We start from the raw sequence: 16,448 nt of genomic DNA on the forward strand, positions 1-16,448 counted from the left end.
AGCGGGCCGCGGGTATTGTCCCCCTCGTTTCCTGTCGGAGCCGCGCGCGGCATCCGGAACCGTCACGCCGAGCGAATGGGTGATTCGATGTTCGACCACACAGCCAGCACCACGCGATCCGGCCCATTCGGCGCCCGCACCGGCACGCGGCCCCCGGGCACGCGCATGTACGGCAGGCTTCCCGGCGGGCTGCCCTTCCTCAGCCTCGGGTCGGGTGAGCCGCTGGTCTTCCTGCCGGGGCTCGGGGCGCACAACGAGGGCCCCGTCGGCATGGAGCGCTGGGCGCAGGCGCTGATGCTGGAGCCCTATGCCCACAGTCGTCGTGTCTGGTGGGTGAACCGACGGCCCGGGCTCGCGCCGGATGCCACGATCGCCGACCTGGCCGGCGAACTCGCCGGCGCGCTGCGTCGCCAGTTCGGTCGTCCGGTCGACGTGCTGGGAATGTCAACCGGCGGCAGCGTCGCGCTGCAGCTGGCGGTGGACCACCCCGACGTGGTCAAACGGCTCATCATCGTCTCGGCCGCCTACCGGCTCGGTGAGCGGGGGAGGAATGCGCAGCGACGCGTCGCCCAGGAGGTGCAGGCGGAGCGGCCGAGGCGGGCAGGCGCCGCGGCGTTCGCGATGCTCGGAGCCGGGCCCGCGTCGCGGAGGCTGCTGGGGGTGCTGGGCTGGCTGCTCGGCCGCTCGATGTACGGCAAGGCCACGCCCGACATGATCGCCACCATCCGCGCCGAAGACCAGCTGGACCTCAGGGATCGGCTGCACGAGATCTCCGCCCCGACCCTGGTCATCGGCGGGGAACGCGACGCGTTCTACAGTGAGCAGCTGTTCACGCAGACCGCCGCGCTGATCCCGAACAGCCAGTTGCTCCTCTACGAAGGCCAGAGCCACATGGGCACGTCGACGAGCCGCGACCTCGTCTCGGACGTGCTCGGCTTCCTCGATGCGCAGGACATTGCGCCGGGGGCGGCGCCGGGGCGGAGCATCCGCGTCTCGCGCCGACGTGACCGCGCAACTGACTGACTGACGCCCGCGCGCCGGTCGTGGCCCCAGCCGCCGGCGCGGTTGAGTTGCGGACAAAGTACCTTCGCGCGCGCGGGGAAGGTACTTTTTCCGCAACTCAAATAAGTGGCCAAGGGGTCCAGCCCACGCACCAGCCCACGCTCGAGCCCAGCGCCCCAGCCCGCACGCCCGCGCTCCGGGCGCAACCAGGTCCGCCCTTAGAGCACGGGATCCATCGAGTCGAGGTGACAGGCGTCGTTCCACATCCGCAGCACCCGGTTCTCGCGCTCCCAGCCGAGGGTTGACACGGTCGCGGTGCCGAGGCTCAGGTTCCGGCCGGCCGTCGGCGGCAGGCCCATCCAGCGGGCGGCCATGATGCGCAGGAAATGCCCGTGTGCGAAGACGGCCACCGGTCCGTCGGCGGCCAGGCAGGCCTCGATGGTGCGGTCGGCGCGTGCGGCCACCTCGTCCACGGATTCGCCCGCCTCGACCGGGTGGGTCCAAATTGACCAGCCCGGGATGTCCCGGCGGATGTCGTCGGTCGTGCGCCCCTCGTACACGCCGTAGTCCCACTCCAGGATGTCGTCGCTCGCGACGCCCTGCCCGGCGTACCCTGCCCGTTCCATGGTCTCCCACGCGCGCGCGAGCGGGCTCGACAGCACGAGGGAGAACGCCTGGCCGTCGAGCATCTCGCCGAGGGCATCCGCCTGTCGGCGTCCGAGCTCGGTCAGGGGGATGTTCGTGCGTCCGGTGTGCTGGCCGGTGATGCTCCACAGGGTCTGCCCGTGCCGGATCAGGGAGACGGTGTTCGTGCGTGTCATGCGACGAGTCTAGGAGTGTCGGTGGCTGCCGATATCGTCACCAGCATCTACTCGCTAACGCTCGTGCCACGAGACGAAGGAGAGATGATGAAGGCATTTGTGGCCACGAGGGTGACCCAGGGCAAGCGCCCGAGCGATTTCAGCCACTGCATCGACGGGGAACTCGTCTGGATGATCGACCCCTGCCCGTTGAGCAGGCGCCATCCGGACGGCCCGTGCGGCTGCGGGCGCTCGTTCTCCGGGATGAGCACCGACGGGTACACGACGACGGCCGTGGTGCTCGACATCCCGGGTTTCAGCCGCGGCGACTACGAGATGGCGCTTCGGTCCTGCTTCGAAGCCCAAGGCTGGTGCCCGTGCTGCCTGAACCGGTCGGTGCCGGACATGGTCGACGAGCTGATCGACCTGGCCGCGTCCTGGGCCGACGGAACAGTGGTCGGGCGCCGCCTGGACCGGGTCCTGGCCCGGCACCGGTGACCGCGGTGGTCGCGCCCCGCCCCGCTGCTCGCGCCCCGCCCGGGCGGTCGCGCCCCGCTGGTCGAGCCCGGTCGCGGGCGGTCGCGCCCCGCCCCGGCGGACGCGCCGCCCGGTGGTCGAGCCTGTCGAGACCCAACTGCTAGCTCAGAGCGCGCCCTGGAGCTCGTTCCCCGCGGGGATCGGCGCGAGGCGGGTGACCTCGACGGGGCCCTCGAGCAGCCCGACGAGCGCTGCGTTCAGGCGCTTGACCGCGTCGCCCGCGCCGTGGGCGTCGAGCAGCTCGGCGGATTCCCAGGACTCGATCATGATGACCTGGCCGTTCGGGGCCTCGTGGATCGCGTAGATCAGGCAGCCGGGCTCCTCGTGGACCTCGGCGATGGACGGGGCCAGGGCGGCGACGACCTGGTCGAAGGCGCCGGCTTTGGGGGTGAATACGGCTGTGACAACGATGGACATGATTTCCTGACCTGACTGGTTGGCGAGTACGGGGGCGCAGTTGGTGCGTCCGAGGGAGCGTTCCGCGGAGTGCACCATTCTCGCCCAATTACGGCTCGCCGGTCGCCCCGGGTTCCGGCCCGGGGATCGGGCCCGGGCGGCATCCGGGCGAACGCCGCTCAGGCCAGCGGCCAGACGATCCGCGTCTGCCAGGTGGACGGGTCCGGGCTGCTGTCCGGGTCGGTCAGGTATTCCTCCCACATGTCCTCGCCCAGCTCGAGCTTCTGCTCCGCCACCCAGGCCATCAGCTCCCCGTAGGTGCCGGCCAGGCCGTCGTACGACCCGGTGTGGATGGTCTGGATCGCCGGACCGCCGGGGAGCGTGACGACGACGACATCCGCGGTGCTCGTGACGGGCTCGGCAACGGGGAATCCCACGGTCACGTCGACCGTGTCGGTCGGCATGCCGTGGTACAGCGCGAGCGGGGGGCCGGCGGGGGCGACGCCCTGCTTGCCGACCTCGGCGAACGCGGTCGTGAGCGCCCGGCCGAAGAAGTCGGTCATGGCGGTCATCGGGATCACCTCGTGCACGCCCAGGATGGTGCGCGGCTCGAGTTCGACGCGTTCGGCCTTCATGCCAGCGGCCAGACGATCCGGGTGGTCCAGGTCGACGGGTCGGGATCGGTCTCGGGGCCGGTGAGGTATTCCTCCCACATGTCTTCCGACATCGTCAGGTCCTTCTCCGTCACCCAGGCCATCAGCTCGTCGTAGGTGCCGGTCATACTGTCGTACGACCCGGTGTGCACGGTCTGGATCGCCGGCCCGCCGGGCAGAGTGACAACGCTCGCCTCCGGCGTGCTCGTGACCGGCTGCTCGACCGGGAACCCCGCGGTCACATCCACGACGTCCGTGGGTTTGCCGTGGTACAGGGCAATCGCAGGCCCGGCCGGATACGCGCCCTGCTTGCCCAGTTCCGCCGCCGACGTTGTGAATGCCCGGCCGAAGTAGTCGACCATGGCGGTGATCGGAATGACCTCGTGCACCCCCATCATGGTGCGCGGCTCGAGATCGACTTTCTCGGCTTTCATGCTGGCTCCCTGGCTGCGATAGCGGATGCCTGGCCCCGAGCGAGGCCGACGGTGGCCAATGTAGTCCGGGCCCGAGGCGGTCGAAAGGGGACGAAAGCCAGTCCACGGCCCTGCGCCGCCCTCCGGTGGCGCCGTGTCCGGCCCGGCCCTCAGCCTCGTCCACCGAACTATTTCCTCCCCCCGGGCCGCCAGGTCGGGTCGTTCTGACGACGTTCTGTCCCCGCTGAGCTCGAAATGAACGTAACGTTGACAGGTGGGGCAGGGGCGCCACGCTACGAAAGGTCATTACTTGAACGACGAATGCATTCACGGGCTCGAAGGCAACCTCTGCGATCAGTGCTTCCCGAAGGCGGCCCCCACGGCTTCCGTTTCGGCACCCGTTTCGCGGGCCTCCTCGGCTTCCGGGGTCTCCAAGCGGGCCAGCCGCGCACGCGAAGCATCCGCTCCCACGGCGCTGCGCACCCCGAGGGCCGAGCCGAAGCCCACCCGGGCGACGAAGACTGCTGCCGTGCCGCGGGCATCCGCCAAAACGCCGGCCGACGTCGGCGAGCAGCGGATCTACCACGTCACCCACATCAGCAACCTGGCTGGCGTCCTGAGCAGCGGCGCCCTCCTGGCCGATGCCAGCAAGGCCTGGGAAGGCCGTCCGGCCGTCGACATCTCCTCGGCCGAGACCCGCGAATCCCGCCGGTCCATCCTCGTGTCGGGCCAGGGCAGCCTGAGCGTCGCGAAGTACGTGCCGTTCTTCCTCTCGCCGGACGCCAGCGTCTGGGACAGCATCCGTGCGCGCAGCGACGACCCGCGCCTCGCGCTGGATGCCCACGGCTCGGCCCCCTTCGACTTCGTCATCCTCGTGAGCACGGTCAGGAAGGCGCTCGACGCCCAGGCCGCAGCCGCTGAGTCGGCGCCTGAGTCGGCTGCGGAATCGGCAGCATCGGCTCCCGAGTCGGCAGCCGTCGCCGCCTCGGCCGGCGTGGTTGCCGCCGACGGCGACGCCGCGGGCGTGCTGACCCGGTTCGGCACGACCCGAGCGGATGCCGAGGGTGTGCTGCGCAAGCTGCGCGCCGACCCGGAGTCCCCGGCGATCCTCGAGGCAGAGTTCCTCATCGAGGAGACGTTCCCGTTCGAGCTGGTGACGCTCATCGGCGTGGCCAACGACAAGGTTCGCGACCTGGTCAAGCCCATCCTCGCGGCGTCGTCGCACCGGCCGAAGGTCGCCGTGTACCCGCCGTGGTTCCAGCCCGCGGAAGAGTCCGCGGAGTAGTTCGCGCGGCAGTTCCTCCCACGCGCGGGAGCCTCTCCCACGCGCGGCATCTCCTCCCACGCGCGGCATCTTCCAACTGAATTGCGGGCAAACAACCTTCGTCGGGCGCGGGAAGGTACTTTGTCCGCAACTCAGCGCCGCGCGGCGGATGTCGCGGGCTCGTGGGCCCGCGGCGCGCGCTATCGGGCCAGGAGCCCGGTGCGTTCGGGGTGCTGGTCGAACCATGCGCTGACGTACCAGCAGCTCGACACGATTCGATAGTCCGTCGTGGCCTCGATGTCGGTCACGGCGAATTCCACGAGCTCGGCTGCGTAGCCGTGCCCTCGCTGGGGCGGCTGCGTGTAGGTGCGCGTGAGTGCGATGATGTTGCCGTTGATGGCGTAGTCGACGATGCACGCCAGCTGGCCGTCAACGCGCAGGGTGTAGCGACGGTCATCCGGTTCGTGCGCGAATTCGTGGGCCATGGCTTCAGCGTACGTACTCGGCGGGCGTGGCGCACTCAGCGGGCTTCGCGGGCTTCGCGGGCCTGGCGGGCGTGGCGGGCGTGGCGAACGCCGGCGTGGCGAATCCATCAGCACCACATCAGCCTTCGACGACCCTCCCCGATCCGAGTTTGAGTTGCGGACAAAGACCCTTCGTCGGGCGCGGGAAGGTACTTTCTCCGCATCTCAACCGGGTGGGCGCGTGGCCTGTGGACAATTCGCACGCCGGGGGCGCGAAAACGGCATCCTCCATGACATGACAGCACGGGTTCCGCTCCCCGACGATTTCGCCGATCGCCCCTTCCTCATCGCAGCTGCCCGAAGCGCCGGGGTTGGCGCGTCGCGGCTGAGGGGAGCCGACCTGCATCGGCCGTTCTGGGGCATCCGTTCACCTGCCCCGCCCGGCGACGCAGCCGATGCGCCCGCGCCCGCAGCCCACGCCGCCGCATCCTCCGACGGCCTCACCGCTCTCGAGGCGCTCTGCCGGGCGCTCGCCCTGCGGATGCCCCCGCACGCCTTCTTCACGCACGAAACCGCGGCCCGGCTGCTGCGGCTTCCGCTGCCGCGGGCGTTCGAGTCGGCGCCCCCGGTGCACGTCGGGATCGCCGCGCCCGCCCGGGCCATGGACGCGCGGGGCGTGATCGGGCACAGCATGCGCATCCGGCCGGAGGAGATCGTGTTCTGGCGGGGCCTCCGCTTCACCGGCCCCGCGCGCACCTGGCTCGACCTCGCGGCCCGGCTCGCCCTCGTGGACCTCGTCGCGGCGGGCGACCACCTCGTGCAGTGGCGGCAGCCGCTGGCCACGCTGGACGAGCTGGCGGATGCCGTCGCCCGCTACCCGAGTCGCCGCGGCCTCGCCCTCGCGCGCGAGGCCCTCCCGCTCATCCGCACCCGGTCCGAGTCGCGGCGCGAGACGAAGCTGCGCGTGCTGATTGTGCTCGGCGGACTGCCCGAACCCGAATGCAACCTCAACATCTACGACCCGCGGGGGCGCCTCCTGGCCCGGGCAGACCTCGCCTACCCCGAGTTCAGGCTGCTGCTCGAATACCAGGGAGATCACCACCGCACGGATCGGGCGCAGTGGCGCCGGGACATCCGCCGGGTCGGAAACCTGGAGGACCACGGCTGGCAGATGCTGCAATTCACCGACGATGACCTGCAGGATCCGTCCGCGCTCATCGCGCGCATCGAGCTGCGACTGCGGGCCCGTGGGTGGATCGGAACGCGGCGCCCACCCCGCTGACCCGCCTCGCTGAGTTGCCTGCCCCGCTGAGTTGCGGAGAAAGTACCTTCCCGAGCGGCGGGAAGGTACTTTGTCCGCACCTCAACGGTGGGAGCGCAGGCAAGAGCGAGACGGCCCGGGCAACGGATGTCAGACCCTCCCGATACTCTCGACAGAGAGCGACCGGAGGGGGAGCTATGTACCTGCTGAACGGCGGTGTGGTCACCAGCGCGAGCGACCTGACCACGGCATCCAAGTGCGAGTTTGCCTTCCTGCGCTCCCTCGACGCCAAACTGGACCGGATCGCCGCGGTGGAAAAGAAGGCCGACGCCATGCTCGAGCGCACCGGCGTGCTCGGCGACGAACACGAACTCCGCGTGCTCGAGGGCTACCGGGCCAGGTTCGGCGAGGGAGTCGTCGAAATCGAACGGCCCGACACCCGCGCGGACGGCGCCCTGGAGGCAGCGGTGGCGGCCACCGAAGCAGCGTTCCGCGGCGGTGCCGACATCGTCTTCCAGGCGACCTTCTTCCGCGACAACTTCCTCGGCTTCGCCGACTTCATCGTGCGCCAGCCCGACGGACGGTACCTCGTGCAGGACACGAAGCTCGCCCGCAGCGCCCGGGTCACCGCGCTGCTCCAGCTCGCCGCCTACGCGGACCAGCTCGAGTCCCTGGGCTTCGAGACCGCCGACACCGTGCAGCTGCTGCTCGGCGACGGAACCGTGAGCGAGCACCGGTTGGTCGACATCCTGCCCGTGTACCGCAAACGCCGGGCCCGACTGCTGCAGATCATCGCCGAGCGCATGGCGGACACCGCGCCCGTAGCCTGGGGCGACGCGCGCTACGCGGTCTGCGGCCGCTGCGCTGTGTGCGAGGGCGAAGTACAGGGTCACCGCGACGTGCTGCTCGTCGCCGGCATGCGCGTGACGCAGCGCGCGCGGCTTGCGGAGGCCGGGATCCTCACGATCGACGCGCTCGCGGCGTCGGGCGCCACGCCCGGCACAGCAGACACGCCTGCCACAGCAGTCACGACAGGCACAGCAGCCACGCCTGCCACCCCCGCCACCCCCGCCACCCCCGCCACGCCCCACCAGCCCAGCCCGACGAGCGAGATCCCCGGCATCGCCGACAGCACGCTCGCCGCGCTGCGGGCCCAGGCGCGCCTGCAGGTCAGCGCCGTCGAGAACCAGCCGCCGCCGGTCGAGCTCTACAACCCGTCGGCGCTGGCCGTGCTGCCCGAACCCAACCCGGGCGACATCTTCTTCGACTTCGAGGGTGATCCGCTCTACACCGAGGGCGCCGGCGAGAGCTGGGGCCTCGACTACCTCTTCGGACTCGTCGAGCCCGACGAAACATTCCGCGCCTTCTGGGCTCATACCTGGGCCGAGGAACGTGTGGCGCTTCGCGACTTCCTCGACTACCTCGGCGCCCGCCGCGCCGAGTTCCCGGGCATGCACGTCTACCACTACGCCTCCTACGAGCGCACGCACCTGTTGACCATCGCCGCCCGGCACGGCGTCGGCGAAGACGAGGTCGACCAGCTGCTGCAGGGCAATGTGCTTGTCGACCTGTACCCGGTCGTGAAGAAGGCCATGCGCGTGGGGTCGCACTCGTACTCGATCAAGAAGCTCGAGCCGCTGTACATGGGCGACGAAATCCGCGACAAGGAGGGCGTCACGAACGCGGCCGACTCGATCACCGCGTACGTCGCCGCGCGCGACGAGCAGGTCACCGGCGATGCCGCCGAGGGGCAACGGATGCTCGACTCCATTGCCGACTACAACCGTTACGACTGCGTGTCCACGCTCCGCCTGCGCGACTGGCTGCTTGCCCGGGCGGCCGAGCGCGGCATCCCGATCGGGGCGATGCAGCCCGAGAAGGAGGTCGCGGAGCCTGAGCCGTCTCCGCTCCGCGAGTCGCTGCTCGCGCTCGCCGGCGACCCGCTCGACCCGGACCGCGGCCCCGAGCAGACGGCGGCGGCGTTCGCGGCCGCCGCGATCGACTACCACCGCCGGGAACAGAAGAGTTTCTGGTGGGGGCACTTCGCCCGCCTCGCGCAGCCGATCGAGGTCTGGCGCGACACCCGGGACGTTCTCGAGATCCACGACGTGCGCCTGGCACGCGACTGGTACCGGGAGGGTGGCCAGCGCGTCGACCGGCGCGAGCTGTGGCTGCGCGGGCAGTGGGCGCCGGGCAGCAGCGTCAAACGAGGCGAACAGGCCGGGCCGTACCTGCTCTACGACTACCCGGGGCCGTTCCTCGACCCGAAGGCCGAGGCGGGATCCCGCTGCGCCAAGCCGGTCAAGATTCTCGCGGTCGACGACGACGGCAGCGTGCTCGTCGAGGAAACCCTGGGCAAAGATGTCCCGCCCTATTCTCACCGGCCGATGGCGCTCGCCCCGTCCGCTCCGCCCAAGGCGGGCAGCCAGAAGCCCGCAATCGACGAGTGGGCCCAGGCCATCGTCGACGCCCAGCCGGGGTGGCCGAACGACCCGATGGTCGACATCCTGCGCCGTGTCCCGCCGCGCACCCGTTCCGGCGCTCTGGCGTCCGTGGCCCCGTCCGATGAGCACGGCCGGGACCGGATCGACGCGGTCGTCAGGAGCCTGCTCGACCTCGACCGGTCCTACCTCGCCGTGCAGGGACCGCCCGGCACCGGCAAGACCTACCTCGGCGCGCACGTCATCGCCGCCCTCGTGCAGAAGCACCGCTGGAAGGTCGGCGTCGTCGCCCAGTCGCACGCCGTCGTCGAAACCCTGCTCGATGCCATCGTCAAGGCGGGCCTCGACCCGAGCCTGGTCGGCAAGGTCGCCCAGACCGGCAGCTCGCCCGACGCCGCCGCGGATGCCGCCTTCACCGTTCTGGCCAAGGACGGACAGCTTCTCTTCGGCCTCGACAACGCCGTCACGGGGTTCGTCGTCGGCGGCACAGCCTGGGATCTGAGCAATCCCGCGCGGATTCCCCGCCGCAGCCTCGACCTTCTCGTCGTCGACGAGGCCGGCCAGTTCTCTCTGGCCTCGACCATCGCGGCGAGCGTCGGCGCGAGCAACCTGATGCTGCTCGGTGACCCGCAGCAGCTGCCGCAGGTCAGTCAGGGCACGCACCCCGAACCGATCGACCAGTCCGCGCTCGGCTGGGTGAGCGCCGGGCACGACGTGCTGCCGGAGGAGCTGGGCTACTTCCTCGCCGAGAGCCGGCGGATGCACCCCGCGGTGACCGCGCCGGTGTCGCGCCTGTCCTATGAGGGACAGTTGCGGTCGCATCCGGACGCCGCTACGCGCTCGCTGCCGGGCGTGGAGCCGGGCCTGCACGTGGTGCCGGTGCGGCACGTCGGCAACGCGGTCGAATCTCCGGAGGAAGCCGCCGAAGTGGTCGCGCTGGTCCGCCGGCTGCTCGGCACGAGCTGGACCGACCCGACCAAGGACCGCTTCGGCGAGCCCCTCTGCGAGGACGACATGATCGTCGTGACCCCGTACAACGCGCAGCTCGGCACCGTGCGGAACGCCCTCGCGGCGGCCGGCTACTCGCACGTGCGCGTGGGCACCGTGGACAAGTTCCAGGGCAAGGAGGCGGCGATCGCGATCGTCACCCTGGCGGCATCCTCGGTCAACGACGTGCCCCGCGGGATGTCCTTCCTGATCATGAAGAACCGGCTGAACGTCGCGATTTCGCGGGCCAAGTGGGCGGCCTTCCTCGTCTATTCGCCGGCGCTCACCGACTACCTGCCGGTGACCCCGGCCGGCGTCGCGGAGCTCAGCGCGTTCATCACCCTGGTCGAGCCCGCGGCGTAGTCGCTGCAGCCCGCACAGCGCACCCAGCGCACCCAGCCCCGGTTGAGTTGCGGACAAAGTACCTTCCCCGCGCGAACGAAGGTACTTTCTCCGCAAGTCAACCCGGGCCACACACCCTCAGGCCCGATCCAGCGCGCGCAGCACGACCTTCCGCAACTCCTCAACCCAGAGGACGCCGGATGCCAGGGCGACGCAGATCAGCCAGTGCTCGGCATCCAGGGGCGCGGTGCCGAACGCGACCTGCAGGAACGGGAGCTGCACCACGGCCACCTGGAGCAGCACGGTCAGCGCGATTGCGCCCCACAGCCACCGGTTGACGAAGAGGCGGCGGAACGCGCTGCTCGTTTCGGAGCGAGCGTTGAACGCGTTGAAGAGCTGCGCGAAGACGAGGGTGGTGAAGCCGGCCGTGCGGGCCACGTCGAGCGTGTCCTCTCCCGGCAGCAGCCCGCCGGGCAGGAACAGGTCGATCGTCGCGAGCGTCACGACGGCCATCACGATGCCGGTCGACAGGATGCCGAACCACATGCGCCCGTCGACGGCCCGGTCGGTGAGCGCCCGGGGCGGGCGTGCCATCACATCGTCGATCTCCGGGTCGATGCCCATCGCCAGTGCCGGGCCCGAGTCGGTGACGAGGTTGATCCAGAGGATCTGGGTGACCAGAAGTGGCAGCACCACGGCCTCGTTGCTCGCGCCGGACAGGCCGAGCACCCCGGCGAACAGCACGCCGAGGAACACGGTCAGCACCTCGCCCATGTTCGAGGAGAGCAGGTAGCGCAGGAACTTCCGGATGTTGTCGAAGATCACCCGGCCCTGCCGCACCGCCACGACGATGGTGGCGAAGTTGTCGTCGGCGAGGATCATCGTGGCGGCCTCCCTGGTCACCGCCGTGCCGGTGATCCCCATGGCGACGCCGATGTCCGCCGACTTCAGCGCCGGGGCGTCATTCACCCCGTCCCCGGTCATCGCGACGATCTGCCCGTTCGCCTGCAGGGCGTCGACGATGCGCAGCTTGTGCCGTGGCGAAACGCGGGCGAAGACGGATGCCTGGCGCACGGCATCCGCCAGGCCCGGCTCGTCGAGACGGTCGAGTTCGAGCCCCGACACGGCCGTCGATCCCGGCGGTACGATGCCGAGGTCGCTCGCGATGCGCGCGGCCGTGCCCGGGTGGTCGCCCGTGATCATGATCACCCGCACGCCGGCGCGGTGGGCCTCGGCGATCGCGGCGGTGGCCTCGTCACGCGGCGGGTCGATGATGCCGACGACGCCCGTGTAGATCAGGTCGTGCTCGTGTGACTCGTCGATCGGCGTGCTGCCCGGATCGACGTGGCTGTACGCGACGCCGAGGGTGCGGAACGCCTGCGCGGAGAGCGCCCGCACGTCCTCGTGTGCTCGCCGCCGGCGCTCATCGTCGAGGGGGACGACCTCCTCGCCCAGCTGGATACGGTTGCAGCGCTCGAGCAGCACATCGGGGGCGCCCTTGCTGAAGATCCGGAGGCTGCCGTCCGCCTTCTCCTCGTGCAGGGTCGACATCATCTTGCGGTCGGAGGTGAACGGCACCTCGTCCAGGCGGTCGAACCGGGCGACTTGGCCGTTCGTGCCGACGAGCTTGCCCGCGGCGACGAGGAACGCGGCCTCGGTGGGATCCCCCTGGATCTCCCACGCGTCGTCGTGCTCGAGCAGCTGGGCGTTCCCGGCCAGCGACCCGATGCCGAGCGTCCGCAGCACCTCGGCGTGCAGGCGCGGGTCCTCGAGTGGCCGACCGTCGGCATCCAGCACCGCGCCCTCGGGCCGGTAGCCCACGCCGGTCACCCGGGCCGCGCCGGACGCGGTCAGCACCCGTTCGATCGTCATCTCGTTCTTCGTCAGGGTTCCGGTCTTGTCGGCGCAGATGACGGATGCCGACCCCAGCGTCTCCACGGACTTGAGGTTCTTGACGACCGCGTTGCGCCTGGCCATCCGCTGCACCCCGATCGAGAGCACGACCGACAGGATGGCCGGCAGGCCCTCGGGCACGGCCGCGACGGCGAGGGAGATGCCAAGCAGGAACACGGTCACGTAGTCGGCGGGGGTGGAGACGCCCTGCACGAGCACGATCGTCAGCATCACGACGAGGGCGATTCCGATGACGATCGCCCCGAGGGTACGGCTGATGCGCTCGATCTCCTTCTGCAGCGGCGTCACATGGGCGGGAGTGGCGTCGAGCATGCTCGCGATGGCGCCGACCTCGGTGTCCATGCCGGTGCCGGTCACGACGGCCCGGCCGACGCCCTCCACGACGGCAGTTCCCTTGAAGACCATGTTCAGCCGGTCGGCCAGCTGCGCCGCGGCGGGCAGGGTGTCGGCTACCTTGCCCACGGCCTCGCTTTCGCCGGTCAGGGAGGCCTCGGCCACCCGCAGCGCGCTCGCGGACAGGAGCCGGGCATCCGCACCCACGTGGTCGCCCTCGCCGAGCGCGAGCACATCGCCGCGCACGAGGTCGGCGCTCAGAACGGTGGCGAGTTCGCCGGCGCGCAGAACGGTAGAGGATGCTGCGGTCATCGTCGACAGGGCGGCGACCGCGTCGCCGGCGCGGGCCTCCTGCACGAACCCGAGCACGGCGTTCAGTACAACGATCGCGGCGATGACGATCGCGTCGATCGGCCAGGCGCCGGACCCGGCGGCCCGCTCGAAGATCCACGCGCCGATGGAGACCAGGACGGCCACGAGCAGCAGGTAGATCAGCGGGTCGTGGAACTGGGCGAGGATCTTGCGCCAGGTCGGCACGGGCGGGACCCCGCGCAGCTCGTTCGGGCCGTCGCGCGCCAGGCGCCGGGCGGCCTCGGCGTCGCTCAGGCCGACGGCGGGGTCGACCTCGAGCCCGCGGGCGATGTCGTCGGCGTCAACGAGGGCGGGGTCGACGAGCGAGGGTTCCGCTGCTTCTGCTCCCATGCTCAGTGAGATTTGTCCGTGGCCATGAGATCAGTCTGTCGCACTCGCGAGTCGGCCGCTGCAGCCGGGGCGAGGGTGACGCCTCTCGCGCGGCGAGAGCCGCTGAGTTGCGGACAAACACCCTTCCTTTCGCGCGGGAAGGTACTTTGTCCGCGACTCAAACCAGGCGTGGTGTGGGCGGGGGCAGGGCAGGGCAGGGCAGGGCGGGCCGGCAGGGTTAGCGCGGGTTCAGTGCAGCGCCCCGCCGGGCGCGCGCGTGTCGACTGCCACATCGAGGCTGGTGCGCACGATGGCCAGCAGCGCGAGGGCCGCCAGCTCCACGGACATGCTCGGCTGGTCGCGGGCGGCAGCCTGCTCGGGGGCATAGGGGATGTGCACGAAGCCGCCGCGGGCATCCGGGCGGTCGGCCTGCAGCGTGTGCATCAGCCGGTAGAAGACGTGGTTGCAGGTGTAGGTGCCCGCGGTTTGGGACACGGATGCCGGAATGCCCGCCTGGGTGAGTGCCTCGACGCAGGCCTTGATCGGCAGCGTGCTGAAGTAGGCGGCGGGCCCGTCCGGCACGATCGGGGCGTCGACGGGCTGGAAGCCGGCGTTGTCGGGGATCCGGGCGTCGTCGACGTTGATGGCGACGCGTTCGACCGAGATCCCGGGCCGCCCGCCGGCCTGGCCGACCGCGATCACGAGGTCGGGCCGGAACCGGTCGAGCGCGTCCGCCAGTGCCCGGTCGCAGGCCTCGAAGTCGACCGGGATCTCGGCGATGTGCACGTCTTCGGGCCCGTCCCAGAGCGCCTGCGCGCGCAGCACCGCCTGCCAGGAGGGGTTGACGGTCTCGCCGTCGAACGGCTCGAACCCGGTCAGCAGAATTGAGGTCACGTATGCCACGCTACCGGCCGGCCGCATAGCCCTGCGCGCCGCGCGGGTTGGCGGCGGCACCGAGCAGGCCCGTGTGCGGGTCGCTGGTGACCGCGGACAGGCGTCCGAGCGACCAGTCGCCGGCCCGGGTGACGCGGTGACCGCGTCGCTCGAGGTCGGCGATGACGTCGTCGCCGAGGCGGTCCTCGACCACGGCGCCGCCGGGGGTCCAGGTGCGCGGCCAGAACGACTCCGGTATGGATGTCGTGTGGAACGCGGGCGCATCGATCGCCTGCTGCGGCGAGTAGCCGCCGACGATCGTGCGCAGCAGATATAGCAGTTGCCACTGGTCCTGCTGGTCTCCGCCGGGGGAGCCAACGGCCGCGACGGGCTTGCCGTCCCGGAGCACGAGGGTGGGGGTCAGGGTCGTGCGCGGGCGCTTGCCCGGGGCCAGCGTCGAGGGTGCCCCGGCTTCGAGCCAGGTCATCTGCAGCCGGGTGCCGAGGCAGAAGCCGAGTTCCGGAATGGTGGGGGAGGACTGCAGCCAGCCGCCGGATGGGGTGGCCGAGACCATGTTGCCCCACCGGTCGACGACGTCGATGTGGCAGGTGTCGCCGCGCGTCTCGCCGGTGGGCGCGACGGTGGGCTCGCCCGCGTCCCGGGGCGCGGCCATCGGTTCGCCCGTGTCGCGGGACGCGGTCGCCTCGCCCGCAGTCGTGGGCGCGGCCGGCTCGCCCGCACGCGGCGGCGCGACGGTGGGCTCACCCACGCCGGCGAAGGCCCGGTTCCCGGCGCCGGCCCCGACCGCGTCGGCGGAGTGCCCGCCGGGCACGGGCGGGGCGTATTCGGTGCGGAGCGGCGGCAGGAACGGCTCGCGCCCCGGCACCGTCCCCGGCCGGAACTCGTGCGAGGCCGTCTCGGCGATCAACGCCCGCCGCTCGGCCGAGTACTCCGCCGAAAGCAGGTAGTCGAGGGGGACATCCGCGTCGCCGTACCAGGCCTCGCGGTCGGCCAGCGCGAGCTTCTCGGCCTCGAGGATCGTGTGCGCGCCGAGCGCGGTCGACGGGTCGAGGTGCAGGTCGTCGAACCCGTCGAGGATGGCCAGCATCTGCAGCAGGGCCGGCCCCTGGCCCCAGGCCCCGGTCTTGGCGATCGTGAAGCCGTGGAAGGTCGCCGTGACGGCCGGCTCGACGGATGCCGCGAAGCCGGCCAGGTCCTGCCCGGTCATCACCCCGGCGTGGTCGGTGCCGGAGGAGTGCCGGTGCGGCGCCTGGATGAAGTCCACGATCGCCCGGGCGACGAACCCCTCGCTCCACTCGGTGCGCGCCGCGTCGATCCGGGCCTCGCGGGAGCCGCCCGCGGCGCCCGCCGCGGCGCCCGCCGCGGAGCCCGCCGGGGTGCCCGCCGCAGGGTCAGCCGACCCGCCGGCAGCGCTGGCCGCCGCTGCCGCGACGAGTCGCTCGAGGGTGCGCGCCCACGCCTCGTTGGTGACCAGCTCGCCCGCCGCCGGAACGCGCCCGCCCGGCATCCACCGCTCGGCGGAGCTCGGCCAGTGCTCGGTGAACAGGTCGGCGACGGCGGCTATTGTGGCCGAGACGCGGGGCAGCATCGGATGCCCCCGCCGGGCGTAGCCGATGGCGAACTCCAGCACCGGCTCCAGCTCCCAGGTGCCGTGGTCGCGCAGCAGCAGCAGCCAGGCGTCGACGGCCGCCGGAACAGCGGCGGCCAGCGCCCCCGCCCCCGGTACCAGTTCGAGGCCCTCCGCCAGGTAGTGCTCCGGGGTCGCGGCGGCGGGGGCCGGGCCCTGCCCCATCAGCACGATCGGGGCATCCGGATGCTCGGCGGTCGCGAAGATCCCGGTCATGTCGCCGCCCGGCCCGTTCAGGTGCGGCTCGACGACGTGCAGCACGAACGCACCGGCGACCGCCGCGTCGAAGGCGTTGCCGCCGCGCTCGAGCACGGCCTGCGCCGAGGCCGTCGCCAGCCAGTGCGTCGAGGCGGTCATGCCGAACGTGCCCTGCAGGGTTGGACGGGTGGTGAAGGAGTTCGCGGGAGTGTACGTCACAGGCCCACTCTGACAGAGCTCG

14 protein-coding genes are annotated in these 16,448 nt (G+C 71.2%); 5 read left to right on the top strand and 9 right to left on the bottom strand.

The genetic code is table 11. The annotated features are described in order from the left end of the window. Positions 1-87: 87 nt before the first annotated feature. Complete coding sequence (locus BLQ39_RS00660) at positions 88-1,023, top strand: alpha/beta fold hydrolase (RefSeq protein WP_167738579.1); 936 nt, start codon at positions 88-90, stop codon at positions 1,021-1,023. A 197-nt stretch (positions 1,024-1,220) separates the two neighbouring features. Here the strand turns inward: BLQ39_RS00660 and BLQ39_RS00665 are convergent, their stop codons facing one another. Then, positions 1,221-1,823, bottom strand: coding sequence for a histidine phosphatase family protein (locus tag BLQ39_RS00665; protein WP_092321153.1), 603 nt, complete (start codon positions 1,821-1,823; stop codon positions 1,221-1,223). Positions 1,824-1,844: 21 nt separating this feature from the next. On the opposite strand from BLQ39_RS00665, the gene BLQ39_RS00670 reads away from it, so the two are divergent. Further along, complete coding sequence (locus BLQ39_RS00670) at positions 1,845-2,300, top strand: DUF7715 family protein (RefSeq protein ID WP_092321154.1); 456 nt, start codon at positions 1,845-1,847, stop codon at positions 2,298-2,300. A gap of 144 nt (positions 2,301-2,444) precedes the next feature. Here the strand turns inward: BLQ39_RS00670 and BLQ39_RS00675 are convergent, their stop codons facing one another. The 4 genes from BLQ39_RS00675 to BLQ39_RS15730 all read right to left on the bottom strand — a co-directional run bounded on the left by BLQ39_RS00675 (position 2,445) and on the right by BLQ39_RS15730 (position 4,350). Continuing rightward, positions 2,445-2,756 (bottom strand): putative quinol monooxygenase, encoded by a 312-nt coding sequence (locus BLQ39_RS00675; protein WP_092321327.1) that lies wholly within the window; start codon positions 2,754-2,756, stop codon positions 2,445-2,447. 158 nt (positions 2,757-2,914) lie between these two features. Then, on the bottom strand, positions 2,915-3,370 hold the full coding sequence (locus BLQ39_RS00680; protein ID WP_092321155.1) for a GyrI-like domain-containing protein: 456 nt from the start codon (positions 3,368-3,370) through the stop codon (positions 2,915-2,917). Further along, positions 3,367-3,822, bottom strand: a complete 456-nt coding sequence (locus BLQ39_RS00685; RefSeq protein WP_092321156.1) for a GyrI-like domain-containing protein — start codon at positions 3,820-3,822, stop codon at positions 3,367-3,369. Before BLQ39_RS00685 ends, BLQ39_RS00680 begins: the two co-directional genes overlap by 4 nt. 333 nt (positions 3,823-4,155) lie before the next feature. Beyond that, complete coding sequence (locus BLQ39_RS15730) at positions 4,156-4,350, bottom strand: hypothetical protein (protein ID WP_166784354.1); 195 nt, start codon at positions 4,348-4,350, stop codon at positions 4,156-4,158. Here BLQ39_RS15730 and BLQ39_RS00690 point away from each other — a divergent pair. After that, a complete protein-coding gene (locus BLQ39_RS00690; RefSeq protein WP_167738578.1) occupies positions 4,331-5,086 on the top strand; it encodes a DarT ssDNA thymidine ADP-ribosyltransferase family protein in 756 nt (251 codons plus the stop codon). The two genes, BLQ39_RS15730 and BLQ39_RS00690, sit on opposite strands and share 20 nt — an antisense overlap. 179 nt (positions 5,087-5,265) lie before the next feature. Here BLQ39_RS00690 and BLQ39_RS00695 read toward each other — a convergent pair whose 3' ends face one another. Next, positions 5,266-5,658 carry a GNAT family N-acetyltransferase gene (locus tag BLQ39_RS00695; RefSeq protein ID WP_338419133.1) on the bottom strand — a complete coding sequence of 131 codons (393 nt, stop codon included), beginning with the start codon at positions 5,656-5,658 and terminating at the stop codon, positions 5,266-5,268. A 166-nt stretch (positions 5,659-5,824) separates the two neighbouring features. Here BLQ39_RS00695 and BLQ39_RS00700 point away from each other — a divergent pair, with 166 nt between their 5' ends. Then, the gene (locus BLQ39_RS00700; RefSeq protein ID WP_092321159.1) at positions 5,825-6,811 is read left to right on the top strand and encodes a putative endonuclease domain-containing protein; all 987 of its coding nucleotides are present in this window, start codon (positions 5,825-5,827) and stop codon (positions 6,809-6,811) included. A 176-nt stretch (positions 6,812-6,987) separates the two neighbouring features. Next, positions 6,988-10,581, top strand: a complete 3,594-nt coding sequence (locus BLQ39_RS00705) for a TM0106 family RecB-like putative nuclease (RefSeq protein WP_092321160.1) — start codon at positions 6,988-6,990, stop codon at positions 10,579-10,581. A 117-nt stretch (positions 10,582-10,698) separates the two neighbouring features. On the opposite strand, the gene BLQ39_RS00710 is transcribed toward BLQ39_RS00705, so the two are convergent. From BLQ39_RS00710 to BLQ39_RS00720, 3 genes are all read right to left on the bottom strand, one after another. Then, positions 10,699-13,509: a cation-translocating P-type ATPase gene (locus tag BLQ39_RS00710; RefSeq protein ID WP_092321161.1), complete on the bottom strand. Its 2,811-nt coding sequence runs from the start codon at positions 13,507-13,509 to the stop codon at positions 10,699-10,701. A 228-nt stretch (positions 13,510-13,737) separates the two neighbouring features. Next, positions 13,738-14,382, bottom strand: a complete 645-nt coding sequence (gene pcp, locus BLQ39_RS00715) for a pyroglutamyl-peptidase I (RefSeq protein WP_092321328.1) — start codon at positions 14,380-14,382, stop codon at positions 13,738-13,740. 10 nt (positions 14,383-14,392) lie between these two features. Continuing rightward, positions 14,393-16,426: a gamma-glutamyltransferase family protein gene (locus BLQ39_RS00720; protein ID WP_241987001.1), complete on the bottom strand. Its 2,034-nt coding sequence runs from the start codon at positions 16,424-16,426 to the stop codon at positions 14,393-14,395. Positions 16,427-16,448 lie beyond the last annotated feature (22 nt).

Origin of the sequence: Cryobacterium psychrotolerans, from assembly GCF_900101115.1 — a bacterium.
Taxonomy (GTDB): domain Bacteria; phylum Actinomycetota; class Actinomycetes; order Actinomycetales; family Microbacteriaceae; genus Cryobacterium; species Cryobacterium psychrotolerans.